This is a genomic window from Rhizobium alarense (genome assembly GCF_021555155.1).
Taxonomy (GTDB): Bacteria; Pseudomonadota; Alphaproteobacteria; order Rhizobiales; family Rhizobiaceae; genus Rhizobium_D; species Rhizobium_D alarense.
In genome coordinates, this window is record NZ_JAKGBU010000032.1 from 34363 (window position 1) to 49091 (window position 14729).

General features: G+C 66.5%; 5 protein-coding genes and 1 riboswitch. Of the genes, 3 read left to right on the forward strand and 2 right to left on the reverse strand.

The features are described from left to right. Positions 1-616, forward strand: a 616-nt coding sequence (cbiT, locus tag LXM94_RS12025) for a precorrin-6Y C5,15-methyltransferase (decarboxylating) subunit CbiT (protein WP_235771592.1), incomplete at its 5' end; no start/stop codon positions are given. Then, a complete protein-coding gene (gene cobM / locus LXM94_RS12030; protein WP_235771593.1) occupies positions 613-1374 on the forward strand; it encodes a precorrin-4 C(11)-methyltransferase in 762 nt (253 codons plus the stop codon). The genes cbiT and cobM, both read left to right, overlap by 4 nt. Here cobM and metH read toward each other — a convergent pair whose 3' ends face one another. After that, positions 1375-5166 carry a methionine synthase gene (gene metH, locus LXM94_RS12035; protein ID WP_235771594.1) on the reverse strand — a complete coding sequence of 1264 codons (3792 nt, stop codon included), beginning with the start codon at positions 5164-5166 and terminating at the stop codon, positions 1375-1377. A gap of 82 nt (positions 5167-5248) precedes the next feature. Beyond that, positions 5249-5461 carry a hypothetical protein gene (locus tag LXM94_RS12040; protein WP_235771595.1) on the reverse strand — a complete coding sequence of 71 codons (213 nt, stop codon included), beginning with the start codon at positions 5459-5461 and terminating at the stop codon, positions 5249-5251. Positions 5462-5563: 102 nt separating this feature from the next. Then, a riboswitch (cobalamin riboswitch) is annotated at positions 5564-5779 on the reverse strand. Positions 5780-6216: 437 nt separating this feature from the next. Here LXM94_RS12040 and LXM94_RS12045 point away from each other — a divergent pair. Further along, complete coding sequence (locus LXM94_RS12045) at positions 6217-14700, forward strand: GH36-type glycosyl hydrolase domain-containing protein (protein WP_235771596.1); 8484 nt, start codon at positions 6217-6219, stop codon at positions 14698-14700. Positions 14701-14729: the final 29 nt, after the last annotated feature.

The following is a 14729-nucleotide window of genomic DNA, read 5'->3' on the forward strand; positions in this document are numbered from 1 at the left end:
GGTCGCGGCCGGCCGCGACGCGCGGGTGCTGGCCTATACGCCGGGCCTCGACGACAGACTCTTCGACCATGACGGCCAGATCACCAAGCGCGAGGTGCGCGCCCTGACGCTGTCGGCACTGGCGCCGAAGCGCGGCGAGCTGCTCTGGGACATCGGCGCCGGCTCCGGCTCGATCGGCATCGAATGGATGCTGGCCGACCCATCGCTCAAGGCCATCGCCGTCGAGGGCCATGCCGAGCGTGCCGACCGCATCCGCCGCAATGCCGGCCGGTTCGGCGTGCCGCGCCTTGTTGTCGTCGAAGGCACGGCGCCCGAGGCGTTGGCCGGGCTTGTGGCACCCGACGCGATCTTCATCGGCGGCGGCGGCAGCGAGGCGGGTGTCGTGGAGGCGGCCATCGGTGCGCTGAAACCGGGTGGCCGGCTCGTCGCCAATGCCGTGACGACGGAGATGGAAGCGGTGCTTCTCGCGCTCCATGCCGGGCTCGGCGGCGCGCTGATTCGCATCGACATCACCCGTGCCGCACCCGTCGGACAGATGACGGGCTGGCGACCGGCCATGCCGGTGACGCAATGGAGCTGGGTGAAGCCGGCTAATGATCCTGAGGAAAAGACATGACCGTTCATTTCATCGGCGCCGGACCGGGTGCCGCCGATCTCATTACCGTGCGCGGCCGTGACCTCATCGGCAAATGCCCGGTCTGCCTCTATGCCGGCTCCATCGTCTCGCCGGAGCTCCTGCAATATTGCCCGCCCGGTGCGCGCATCGTCGATACGGCGCCGCTCTCGCTGGACGAGATCGAGGCAGAGTATGTGCGGGCGGCGGCAGCGGGCGAGGATGTCGCGCGGCTGCATTCCGGCGATCTTTCCGTCTGGAGCACCGTTGCCGAGCAGATCCGCCGGCTGGAGAAACACGGCATCGGCTATACGATGACGCCCGGCGTGCCCTCCTTCGCCGCGGCTGCGGCCGCACTCGGGCGGGAACTCACCATTCCCGCCGTGGCGCAAAGCCTCGTGCTCACCCGCGTCTCCGGCCGCGCCTCGCCGATGCCGAACCGCGAGACGCTGGAAGGTTTCGGCGCGACGGGCGCGACGCTCGCGATCCATCTGGCGATCCATGCGCTCGACGAGGTCGTCGAAGACCTGACGCCGCTCTATGGTGCCGACTGCCCGGTGGCGATCGTTGTCAAGGCCTCGTGGCCCGACGAGCGGGTGGTGCGCGGCACGCTCGCCGACATCCGGGCCAGGGTCGCCGAAGAGCCGATCGAGCGCACGGCGCTGATCTTCGTCGGCCGCACGCTGGCAGCGGAGGATTTTCGCGAGAGTTCGCTCTACGATCCCGCTTACCAGCGGCGTTTCAGGGGACGCGGCGAATAGCTACTCCGCCGCTTCCGCCCGCGGTCCCGGCACGTAGTTGAGCACAGGCCCCAGCCAGCGCTCGACCTCTTCGACGCGCATGTTCTTGCGCCGCGCATAATCCTCGACCTGGTCGCGTTCCACCTTGGCGACGCCGAAATAGTAGCTTTCCGGCTGCGCGATGTAGAGGCCGGAGACGGACGATCCGGGCCACATGGCGTAGCTCTCGGTGAGTTCGACGCCGATCTCCTTTTCCGCTTCGAGCAGGCGGAAGAGTGTCGTCTTTTCGGTATGATCCGGTTGTGCCGGATAGCCGGGTGCCGGGCGGATGCCCTTGTAGGGCTCGCCGATCAACTCCGTCGGTGCAAAACTCTCGTCGGCGGCGTAGCCCCAGAGTTCCTTGCGCACGACTTCATGCATGCGTTCGGCAAAGGCTTCGGCGAAGCGGTCGGCCAGCGCCTTGACGAGGATCGACGAATAGTCGTCGTTCGCCCGCTCGAAGCGCTCGGCAATGGCGATCTCGCCGATGCCGGCGGTCACCACGAAGCCGCCGATGTAGTCCGGCTTGCCGCTGTCCATGGGCGCGACGAAATCGGAGAGTGCCACGTTCGGGCGACCGTCGCGCTTGGAAAGCTGTTGGCGAAGCGTGAAGAACGTCGCGCGTTCCTTGTTGCGCGTCTCGTCGGTAAACAGGCGGATATCGTCTCCAATGGCATTGGCCGGCCAGAAGCCGACAACGGCCTTCGGCGTGAACCACTTTTCGGCGATGATCTTGTCCAGCATCGCCTGCGCGTCGGCAAAAAGCTGCCGGGCGGCGGCGCCCTGCTTTTCGTCATCGAGGATCTTCGGATAGACGCCCTTCATTTCCCAGGTCTGGAAGAAGGGCGTCCAGTCGATGTAGCGGGCAAGGTCTGCAAGGTCCCAGTCCTGCCAGACGCGGGTGCCGAGGAAGGACGGCGTCTTCGGCCGGTAGGCCGACCAGTCCGCCCTGAAGGCATTTTCCCGGGCTTTCGCGAGCGGCAGGCGCTGCTTTTCCGCTTCACTGCGGGCATGCGCGTCGGCGACCTTGCGATATTCCGCCTTCAGCGTCTCGACATAGCCGGGTTTCTGGTCGCCCGACAGCAGGCTGCCGACGACGCCGACGGCGCGGCTGGCATCGGTGACATAGACCGTCTGGCCGCGCTCGTAGCGCGGATGGATCTTGACCGCCGTATGTACCCGGCTCGTCGTCGCGCCACCGATGAGGAGCGGGATGTCGAAGCCCTCGCGCTCCATCTCGGAGGCGACATGCACCATCTCGTCGAGCGACGGGGTGATGAGGCCGGAGAGCCCGATGATGTCGACCTTCTCGGCCTTCGCCGTTTCGAGGATTTTCGTCGCCGGCACCATGACGCCAAGGTCGATGATCTCGTAATTGTTGCAGGCGAGCACGACGCCGACAATGTTCTTGCCGATATCGTGCACGTCGCCCTTGACGGTCGCCATCAGGATCTTGCCGGCGCTTTCGCGCTCGCCGCTGCCGCCATTGGCGAGTTTTTCTGCCTCCATGTAGGGCAGCAGAACGGCGACGGCCTGCTTCATCACGCGGGCGGACTTAACCACCTGCGGCAGGAACATCTTGCCGGCGCCGAAGAGGTCGCCGACGACATTCATGCCGGCCATCAGCGGGCCTTCGATGACATGCAGCGGCCGCTCGACCTGGAGCCGGGCTTCTTCCGTGTCGGCTTCGACGAATTCGGTGATGCCGTTGACCAGCGCGTGTTCCAGCCGCTTTTCGACCGGCCAGTCGCGCCATTTGAGATCGCGTTCCCTGGCTTCCTTGCCAGCGGTACCCTTGAAGCGCTCGGCGATCTCCAGCATGCGCTCGGTCGCCGTGCCGCCGCCCTTCGGCTTGCGGTTCAGCACGACGTCCTCGCAGGCCTCGCGCAGCTCCGGCTCGATCGTGTCGTAGACAGCGAGCTGGCCGGCATTGACGATGCCCATGTCCATGCCCGCCTGGATGGCATGGTAGAGGAAGACGGCATGCATCGCCTCGCGGACCGGTTCATTGCCGCGGAAGGAGAAGGAGAGGTTGGAGACACCGCCGGAAATGTGGACATGCGGCAGGGTCCGGGTGATCTCGCGGGTCGCCTCGATGAAGTCGACGCCGTAATTGTCGTGCTCCTCGATGCCGGTCGCCACCGCGAAGATGTTCGGGTCGAAGACGATGTCCTCAGGCGCGAGGCCGGCGACTTCCGTCAGGAGCTTGTAGGCGCGGGTGCAGATGTCCACCTTGCGCGTCTTCGTGTCGGCCTGGCCCTGTTCGTCGAAGGCCATGACGACGACGGCGGCGCCATAGGCGCGGACGAGTTTGGCGTGGTGCAGGAAGGCTTTCTCGCCCTCCTTGAGCGAGATCGAGTTGACGAGCGGCTTGCCCTGCACGCATTTCAGGCCCGCCTCGATCACCTCCCATTTGGAACTGTCGATCATCACGGGAACGCGGGCGATATCCGGCTCGGCGGCGACGAGGTTCAGGTATTCCTTCATCGCGGCCGCGGAATCGATCAGGCCCTCGTCCATGTTGATGTCGATGATCTGCGCGCCGTTCGCCACCTGGTCGCGGGCGACGTCGAGTGCCGCCGCGTAGTCGCCGGCGGTGATCAGCTTGCGGAATTTCGCCGAGCCCGTGACATTGGTGCGCTCGCCGACATTCACGAAGGGAATGGCGTCGGTCAGCGTGAAGGGTTCGAGGCCCGACAGGCGCATGTGGCGCGGAATGTCGGGGATGTCGCGCGGCCTTTGGCGCGCGGCGGCCTCGGCGATCGCCCTTATATGCGCCGGCGTCGAGCCGCAGCATCCGCCGACGATATTGACGAGCCCGTCGCGCATAAAACCCTCGATCTGGGCGGCCATGTCCTCCGGGCTCTCGTCATACTGGCCAAAGGCATTCGGCAGGCCGGCATTCGGATAGGCGCAGACGAAGGTATCGGCGACCGAGGAGATCTCGGCGAGGTGGGCGCGCATGGCGTTGGCGCCGAGCGCGCAGTTGAGGCCGATGGAGAAGGGCTGCGCATGTCGCACCGAGTTCCAGAAAGCCTCCGGCGTCTGGCCGGAGAGTGTGCGGCCCGAGAGGTCGGTGATCGTGCCGGAGATCATGATGGGCAGGTCGATGCCCTTCTCCTCGAACACTTCCCGCGTCGCGAAGATCGCGGCCTTGGCGTTCAGCGTGTCGAAGATCGTCTCGATCAGGATGATGTCGGCGCCGCCGTCGACGAGGCCGCGCAGCTGGTCGGCATAGGCGATGCGGAGATCGTCGAAGGAAACGGCGCGATAGCCGGGATTGTTGACGTCGGGCGATATCGAGGCGGTGCGGTTGGTCGGCCCGAGCGCGCCGGCGACGAAGCGGCGGCGTCCGTCCTTCTCCTGCGCGCGAAGGCCCGCGCGGCGGGCAAGGCGCGCGCCGTCGCGGTTCAGCTCATAGACCATCTCCTCCATGCCGTAATCGGCCTGGGCGATGGCCGTGGAGGAGAAGGTGTTGGTCTCGAGGATATCGGCGCCGGCAAGCGCATAGCGATAGTGAATGTCCTCGATGGCGCCCGGCTGGGTCAGGGTCAAAAGGTCGTTGTTCCCCTGCTGGTGGCAGGCGCAGTCGCCGAATCGGTCGCCGCGAAAATCGTCCTCGACGAGCTTCAGCGTCTGGATCTCGGTGCCCATCGCCCCGTCGAGCACGAGGATGCGCTCGCGGGCGGCGGCCTGAAGTGCGGCGCGGATCTCCCGTCCGTCGCGCGGCGGCAGTTCGGGGCCGAACAGGGTGTCCAGCTGCGCGTTGGCCATGGCAAAACCCTCCGATGCTGCATTGTTTATCGGAAATCACATAAAGATATGTTTATGTCAATATGTCTTTATGCCAGCGATTTCAGTGCGCTTGCCCGGCGCGTCCCGCCAGTGTCGCGAAAAGCGCCTTCAGCCGGGCGATCTCGGGATCGTTGCGGCCGTGCCGCTTGAGCTTCGCCACCTCCTTGCGGGCCTCGGCCGGAAGGTCCGCGCCGCGCGGTTGCCAGAGAAGCCGCGAAATGAAGACCGATTCCGGTCGCCCGGCATCGGTGGACGAATCAAAGGCTGCAAACATGTCTTTCCCCAATGTGCGATTGGGGGATGCCGGATGCACGCGAGCTTGCATGAGCCGCGTCGCCGCGGAAGCCAGCGCACCAGTGGGACACCCCGCCCATGGACGTTACGGATCGCCGGGGCAGGTCTCCTGGCTTGCGGGTCGTCGCGGCTGTCGCCTTCCCATGGCCTTGCGGACCACAGTGGCACTCGACAGCAACTCGCCGTTCACAGTTGCGGGGGCAGCGCCGGCTTTGCGCATCGACGACACGCGCACCGGTTCCCTCTTAGCCTCCGATCCGCATCGCGAACCGGAAGAACCTCGACGCCTTAAGATAGACCGTGAGCGTCGCCGGAAGTCAAGCGTCGGGGTCCCCGCCGCCCCGCTTGCAAACATCGGGCGGAACCGAACGTCGCGCCGCACGTTTCGCTCCGACGCCGGCCCTCCCGGCGGCGTCCACGTCCGTGCGCCCGCGGATTCACCAGGTGCTGAAATTGGAGCCTTTCCTTGCCCCTCGTCTTATTGCAAGCAATTGTCATTACGGCTAAAAAATGCCGCTTTCCTGCAGCACGGGCCCCCTTCGCCGGAGGACGCGCCGCGTGAGCGCTGCAACCGGTATCGAAATCGGCCCGACTCGAACCGGACATTCCGAACCAATCCGTCAGGCCGCATGATATATGCGTTCGCGAAGTCAATCGCGGCAGGTGAATGACGCCGACCGGAAGCCGGAGAGGCTGCCGGTCGGCACAACAGTATCGCTGGATCCAGAACCACCCATGTCCCTTCACAACAGACCGCCGGCCGCAACGCGCGACGCCGAGATCAAGCAGATCGACTACAACGATTCGATCCGGGCGAACTATATGACGTTGGAGGAACTGGCAGCCTGCGGCGAGACCCTCGCGCGCAACGGCGCCGACCACCTGCCGAGCTTCATGCCCTTCGATTTCCGCGCGCGGCATCGGGAGAACGAGAAGGAAATCTTCCGGGTCTACCGCACAACGGCCCGCGACGTGGAAGCGGGCGCCGCCATCACGCCGGCCGCCGAATGGCTGCTCGACAACTACTACATCGTCGAGGAAGCGATCCAGGAGGTCCGGCGCGACTTCCCGCGCCGCTTCTACCGGCAGCTTCCGACCATGCAGGTCGGCGACACGACGGTTCCCCGGACGCTGGTGCTCGCCTGGCTCTATGTCGCCCATACCCATTCCAGCGTGTCCCGCGAGGGCCTGACCGCGATCGTCGAGGGCTTCCAGAAGGTCGAGGCCTTCAAGATCGGCGAACTCTGGGCGCTGCCGTCCATCGTCCGCTTCGTGCTCATCGAGAACCTGCGGCGCATCTCAAGCCGCGTCGAGGCCTCGCGACGCCTGCGCGGCCGCGCCAACGAGATCGCCGACGAACTGGTGCGGCTGAACGATCCGGACAAATGCGTCGCGCGCCTTTCCGAGGTGGAGCATCTCGTCGCCGACAAGACATTCGTCGCCCAGCTTCTCTACCGCCTGCGCGACGGCCTCCAGTCCTCCGGTGCGGCCATCAAGTGGCTTGAGAAGAAGGTCGAGGCGCAGGGAAGCGACCTCGAGGAACTGCTCGTCTCCGAACACAACCGCCTCTCGTCCGGCAACGCGACGATGAGCAACATCATCCGCGGCCTGCGCGCCATCGACGACACCGAATGGCCGGTCTGGGTCGAGAGCGTCAGCCGCCTCGACGCGGCGCTGCGCGAGGGCTCCGACTATACCGCGCTCGACTTCGCCTCCCGCAACAACTACCGCGAGACGATCGAGAAGCTCGCCCGCCGCTCCGGCAAGACCGAACTCGAGGTCACGGAACTCGCGCTCGCCATGACGGCGAAGGACGCGGCCTCGGATGGTCCGGACGCCGGGGAGGCCAATGTCGGCACCTATTTCGTCGGAAAGAAGCGCAAGGCGCTCGAGGCGGCGATCGGCTACCGTCCGTCGATCATCGACGGCCTGATCCGGCTGACCCGCCGCCTCGGCTGGCTGGCGATCGCCGGTCCGGTGGTGGTATTGACGCTGCTCGCCATGGTCGCTGTCTACTTTTTCCTCGAGCCGCTCGACATTCCGGACGGCGCCTGGCTGATCATGCTGGTGCTCTTCGCTCTGCCCGCCTCCGAGGGCGCCGTCGGCTTCTTCAACACGCTGGTCACCTTCGTGATGCGCCCGACCAGTCTCGTCGGCTACGAGTTCCGGGAAGGCATCCCCGAGGAGGCGCGCACGCTCGTCGTCGTGCCCTGCCTGGTCGGAAAGCGCGACCACGTGGACGAGCTCATACGCAACCTCGAGGTCCACTACCTCGCCAATCCGCGCGGCGAAATCTCCTTCGCGCTGCTCTCCGACTGGCACGACAGCGAGGTCGAGGAGACGCCGCAGGATCTCGACGTGCTCGACTACGCCAAGCGCGAGATCGCAACGCTCTCGGCGCGCTACGCCTATGACGGCCGTACCCGCTTCTTCCTGCTGCACCGCCGCCGGCTCTACAATCCGGCTGAAGGCTGCTGGATGGGATGGGAGCGCAAGCGCGGCAAGCTGCATGAGCTGAACCTGCTCCTGCGCGGCGACGGCGACACGAGCTTCCTGCCCGGCGCCAACACGGTGCCGGCGGGGGTGCAATATGTCATGACGCTCGATTCCGACACGCGTCTGATGCGCGACGCGGTGACGAAGCTCGTCGGCAAGCTCTTCCACCCCATCAACCGGCCGAAGATCGACCCCGCCACGCAGACGCTGGTCGCAGGCTATTCTATCCTGCAGCCGCGGGTGACCCCTTCGCTGACGACCGGCGCGGAAGCCTCGACCTTCCAGCGCATCTTCTCCGTCAACCGCGGCATCGACCCCTACGTCTTCACCGTCTCCGACGTCTACCAGGACATCGCCGGGCAGGGCACCTTCACCGGCAAGGGCCTCTACCATGTCGATTCCTTCGAGGCGGCGATCAAGGGCCGGATCGAGGAGAACACCGTGCTTTCGCACGATCTCCTCGAAGGCTCGCTTTCCGGCTGCGCGCTCGTCACCGACGTCGAGCTCGTCGAGGACTTCCCGACGCGCTACGAGGTGGAAACCTCGCGCCAGCACCGCTGGGCGCGCGGCGACTGGCAACTCCTGCCGTGGATTTTTGGCCCGAACAACGGCCTGTCGATGCTCGGCCGCTGGAAGATGTACGACAACCTGCGCCGCTGCCTCATTCCCATCGCCTGGCTTGTCGCCTCCGTCATGGGCTGGTACTACATGGAGCCGCACCAGGCGCTGATCTGGCAGGTCGTGCTGATCTTCCTGCTCTTCGTCGCTCCGACGCTCTCCCTCATCTCCGGCATCATGCCGCGGCGCAACGATATCGTCGCGCGCGCCCACGTGCACACCGTGCTCTCGGACATCCGCGCGGCGAACGCGCAGGTGGCGCTGCGCATCGTCTTTATCGCCCACCAGGCAGCCGTCATGGGCGATGCGATCGTGCGCTCGCTCTATCGCCTCCTCGTCAGCCGCAAGCTGATGCTCGAATGGCGCACCGCCGCCCAGGTCAACAGCAGTGCCGGCGGCGACGTCTGGTCCTACTACCGCTCCATGTGGCAGGCGCCGGCGCTCGCCGCGCTCTCCGTGGCGCTCGCGGCGATCTCCAAGACGGGCCTGCCCTATATCGGCATCCCCTTCGCGCTCATCTGGGCGCTCTCGCCGGCCATCGCCTGGTATGTGAGCCAGTCAGCCGAGACCGAGGACCAGCTCATCGTGCCGGAGCACGTGGTGGTCGAGCTGCGCAAGGTCGCGCGGCGCACCTGGCGCTATTTCGAGACCTTCGTCACCGCCGAGCAGCACTTCCTGCCGCCGGACAATTTCCAGGAAATACCGGCGCCGGTGCTGGCCGAGCGCACCTCGCCGACCAATATCGGCGTCTACCTGCTCTCCGTCATCTCGGCACGCGACTTCGGCTGGATCGGCTTCGAGGAGACCGTGCGCCGGCTCGAGCAGACGATCGGCACGATCGACGGCATGCCGAAGCATCGCGGCCATCTCTACAACTGGTACCGCACCAACACGCTGGAAACGCTCGGCCCCCGCTACGTCTCGGCCGTCGACAGCGGCAACCTCGCCGGACACCTGATCGCCGTCTCCTCCATGTGCCGCGAATGGGCCGAAGCGCCCTCCGCCCACCTGCAGGGCAGTTTCGACGGCATCGGCGACGCCGCCTCCATCCTGTCGGAGACGCTGCGCGACCTGCCCGACGACCGCAAGACCGTACGGCCGCTCCGCCGCCTGATCGAGGAGCGCATCACCGGCTTTCACAACGCGCTCGCCGCCGTCAAGCGCGAGCACGAATTCGCCTCCATCCGCGTCATCAACCTCGCCGTTCTCGCCCGCGACGTGAACAAGCTGATCGTCAATCTCGACCACGAGATCAAGAGCGCCGAAAGTGGCGAGATCGTGCACTGGTCGAACGCCCTCGTTTCGACCTGCGAAGCGCATATCGCCGACAGCACCTTCGACCTCGGCGCGATCGAGAACCTGCGCCAGCGCCTCGTCGTGCTGCGCGACCGGGCTCGCGACATCGCCTTTTCGATGGATTTCGGCTTCCTCTTCCGGCCGGAACGCCGGCTGCTCTCGATCGGCTACCGCGTCGAGACCGACGAACTGGACGAGGCCTGCTACGACCTGCTCGCCTCCGAGGCGCGCCTTACCAGCCTTTTCGCCATCGCCAAGGGCGACCTTCCAACGGAACACTGGTACAAGCTCGGCCGGCCGATCGTGCCAATCGGCTCGCGCGGCGCGCTGATCTCCTGGTCCGGCTCGATGTTCGAGTACCTGATGCCGCCGCTCGTCATGCAGGAGCGGCAGGGCGGCATCCTCAACCAGACGAACAACCTGATCGTCCGGGAACAGATGAACCATGGCCGCCGGCTCGGCACGCCCTGGGGCATCTCGGAAGCCGCCTTCAACGCGCGCGACCACGAACTCACCTACCAGTACACGAACTTCGGCGTGCCGACGCTCGGCCTGAAGCGCGGCCTTGGCCAGAATGCCGTGATCGCGCCCTATGCCTCGCTGCTCGCCACGCAATATGCACCGAAGGCCGCGCTCGAAAACCTCGAGCGGCTGCGCAAGCTCGGCGCGCTCGGCGTCTACGGCTATCACGACGCGGTCGACTTCACGCCGACCCGCGTGCCGGAGGGCAAGAAATGCGCGGTGGTGCGCAACTACATGGCGCATCACCACGGCATGTCGATCGCGGCCGTCGCCAACGTCGTCTTCGCCGGCGTGCTGCGTGCGCGCTTCCACTCCGATCCAGTGATCGAGGCGGCCGAACTTCTCCTCCAGGAAAAGGCGCCGCGCGACATTCCGATCATCAACGCCAAGCGCGAACCGGAAACGGTGGGCAACTCCCAGGAGGACCTGCTCCGTCCGGAAGTCCGCATCATCAAGGATCCGATCCGCCAGGATCGCGAGGCCGTGTTCCTGTCGAACGGCCACTATTCCGTCATGCTGACGGCGAACGGTTCCGGCTATTCCCGCTGGAACGGCCAGTCGGTGGCCCGCTGGAAGCCCGATCCGACCGAGGACCGCTGGGGCACCTTCATCTTCCTGCGCGACACGGCGACGAACGACTGGTGGTCGGCGACCGCCGAGCCGAAGCGCGCCGAGGGCGAGGAGACCAAGACGCAGTTCGGCGACGACAAGGCCGAATTCATCAAGACCGTCGGTACCCTGACGAGCGAGGTCGAGTGCATCGTCGCCACCGAGCACGACGCCGAGGGCCGGCGCTTGACGCTGCTCAACACCGGCGCCGAGGACCGCTTCATCGAGGTCACCTCCTACATGGAGCCCGTGATCTCCACCGACGACGCCGACGGGGCGCATCCGCTCTTCTCGAAGATGTTCATCCGCACCGAGATCGGCCGCAAGGGCGACGTGGTGCGCGCCTGGCGCAACAAGCGCCACCCGAACGACCCGGATATGTGCATCGCACATCTGATCGTCGACAATGCCGGCCCGACGCGCCGCACGGAAGTCGAGACGGACCGGCGTGCCTTCATCGGCCGCGGCCGCGACCTGACGACGGCCGCCGCCTTCGATCCGGGTGCGCAGCTCTCCGGCACGGACGGCTTCACGCTCGATCCGGTCATCGCGCTGCGCCGCGTGGTGCGCGTGCCGGCCGGCAAGAAGGTCAAGGTGATCTTCTGGACGATCGCCGCCCCGAACCGCGAGGAGGTCGACCGGGCGATCGACCTCTACCGCCACCCCGAGCACTTCAACCAGGAGCTCATCCACGCCTGGACGCGCTCGCAGGTGCACCTGCGCCACATCGGCGTCACCTCCCAGGAGGCGGCGACCTTCCAGGCGCTCGGCCGCTACCTCGTCTATCCGGACATGCATCTGCGCGCCGACGCGGCGACCGTCGAGGCGGGCCTTGCTTCGCAATCGGCGCTCTGGCCGCTCGCCATCTCTGGCGATTTCCCGATCTACGTGCTGCGCATCAACGACGAGATCGATCTCGACATCGCCCGCGAGGCGCTGCGCGCGCAGGAATACCTGCGCCATCGCGGCGTCACGGCCGATCTCGTCATTCTCAACGAGCGCGCCTCGTCCTACGCGCAGGACATGCAGCATACGCTGGACCAGATGTGCGAGAACCTGCGCATGGGCAGCCAGTCGGGCAGCATGCGCCAGCACATCTTCACCGTGCGCCGCGACCTCATGGACGTGTCGACCTGGCAGGCGCTGCTCGCTGCCGCGCGGGCGGTCTTCCATGCGCGCAACGGCGCGCTCTCCGACCAGATCCAGCGCGCCGTCTCGCTCTTCGCGACGCCGCGCACGGCGCAGGCGGAAGAGCCTGTGCGGGCGCTCCCGGTGCCCCGGCCGGTGTCCGCCCGCGAACCGGTCGCAATCTCGGGCAGCAACCTCGCCTTCTGGAACAGCTACGGCGGCTTCAACCTGGAAAAGCGCGAATACGCCGTGAAACTGCGCGGCGGCGAAGCGACGCCGCAGCCCTGGATCAACGTGATCGCCAACGAGAGCTTCGGCTTCCACGTGTCGGCCGAAGGCAGCGCCTACAGCTGGAGCGTCAATTCGCGCGACTACCAGATGACCGCCTGGACCAACGACCCGGTCGTCAACCGTCCCGGCGAGGCCTTCTATGTGCGCGACCGCGACAGCGGCGAGATTTTCGTGCCCTTCGCGGCGCTCTCGCGCGACCCGTCGGTGCTCTATGAAACCTGGCACGGCCTCGGATATTCCGCCTTCCGCAGCGCCGCCCACGGCATCGAACTCGACCTGGTGCAGACCGTCGACTGCAAGGATCCAGTGAAATATTCGCGCCTGTTCGTGACCAACACGGGCAGCGAGGCACGCCGCCTTTCGGTCTACGGCTACGTGGAATGGGTGCTCGGCAACAATATCGGCCGCACAGCCCCCTTCATCCTCAGCCGCCACGATGCGGACCTGGATGCGCTGATGGCGAGCAATCCCTACAGCCTCGACTATTCGGGCCGGGTCGCCTTCTTCGCCACGAGCGAGACGGTGACGGGATTCACGGCGAGCCGCCGTGAATTCATCGGCCGCACCGGCGACATCGTGTCGCCGGCGGCGCTCTCCGGCGGCCCGCTCTCGGGCTCGGTCGAGGGCAACGGCGACAGTTGCGCGGCGCTCGCCTGCGAGATCGAGCTGCAACCCGGCGAGAAGCGTGAAATCGTCTTCCTGCTCGGCGATGCGGCCGACCACGAGGCGGCTGGCACCCTCTGCAGCAAGGCGAAGGACCGGGTCTTCGACCAGGTGCTGGCGGAGATGCGCGCCTTCTGGAACGACTTCACCGGCACGGTGCAGGTGGAGACGCCGGAACCGGCGCTCGACGCCATGGTCAACACCTGGCTGCCCTACCAGAGCCTCGGCTGCCGAATTCTGGCGCGGGCCGCCTTCTACCAGGCGAGCGGGGCCTTCGGCTTCCGCGACCAGTTGCAGGATACGCTCGCCTTCCTCGTTCACCGCCCGGAGCTCGCGCGAAGTCAGATCCTGAACGCTGCCGCCCGTCAGTTCCGCGAGGGCGACGTGCAACATTGGTGGCTGCCGAAGACGGGGGCGGGCGTTCGCACGACCATTTCCGACGACGTCGTCTGGCTCGCCCACGCCGTTGCGCATTATTGCCGGGTGACCGGCGACCGCGCCCTGCTGGAGGAACGCCTCCCCTTCATCGAGGGGCCGGCGCTCGCCGAAGGCCAGCATGATTCCTTCTTCAAGCCGGACCGCTCGGGCGAGGACGCGACACTCTACGAACACGTGGCCCGCGCGCTCGACCTCGCGGTGCGCCGGACCGGCGAGAACGGCCTGCCGCTGATGCTGGGCGGCGACTGGAACGACGGCATGAACCGGGTCGGGCAGGAAGGCCGCGGCACCAGCGTCTGGCTGGGCTGGTTCCTCGCCGGCACGCTCCGCGACTTCATCGCCATCGCCCGGGAACGGAGTGACCACGGCCGCGCGGACGGCTGGCAGGGCCATCTCGACCGCCTGAAGCAGGCGCTCGAGACCGTCGGCTGGGACGGCGCCTATTACCGGCGCGCCTATTTCGACGACGGAACGCCGCTCGGCTCGGCCACCTCCGCCGAATGCCGCATCGACTCCATCGCCCAGTCCTGGAGCGTGCTCTCCGGCCTCGGCGATCCGGAGCACGCGAAAAGTGCCATGGCTTCGGTGCTTGGCGAACTGGTGGACGACGAGGCGGCGATGATCCGCCTGTTCACGCCGCCGCTCGCCGAAACGCCGCAGGACGCGGGCTATATCAAGGCCTATCCGCCGGGCGTGCGGGAGAACGGCGGCCAGTATACCCATGCCGCCACCTGGGTCGTGCTGGCGCTCGCCGAACAGGGACGCAACGACGACGCCTGGAAATGCCTGCAGCATCTTCTGCCGGTAAACCATTCGAAGGACCGTGATGGCGCCGAGATCTACCGGGTCGAACCCTATGTGGTCGCTGCCGACGTCTATGGCGAAGGTGCGCTCAAGGGCCGCGGCGGCTGGACCTGGTATACGGGCTCGGCCGGCTGGCTCTATCGCGCCGCCGTCGAAGGCATCCTCGGCATCCGCCGCGAGGGCAACCGCCTCTTCGTCACGCCGCGGCTTCCCTCCGCCTGGCCGGGTTTCTCGGCAACGCTGACGATCGACGGCAAGACGCTGAAGGTCTCCGTCTATCGCGATGACGGCGGTGTGCGCGTCCGCGTGAACGGCGAGATCGTCGCGAATCCCGCGACCGGAATCCCGCTCTGACAGGAGAGCGGCCGGCAGGTGAAACGGCT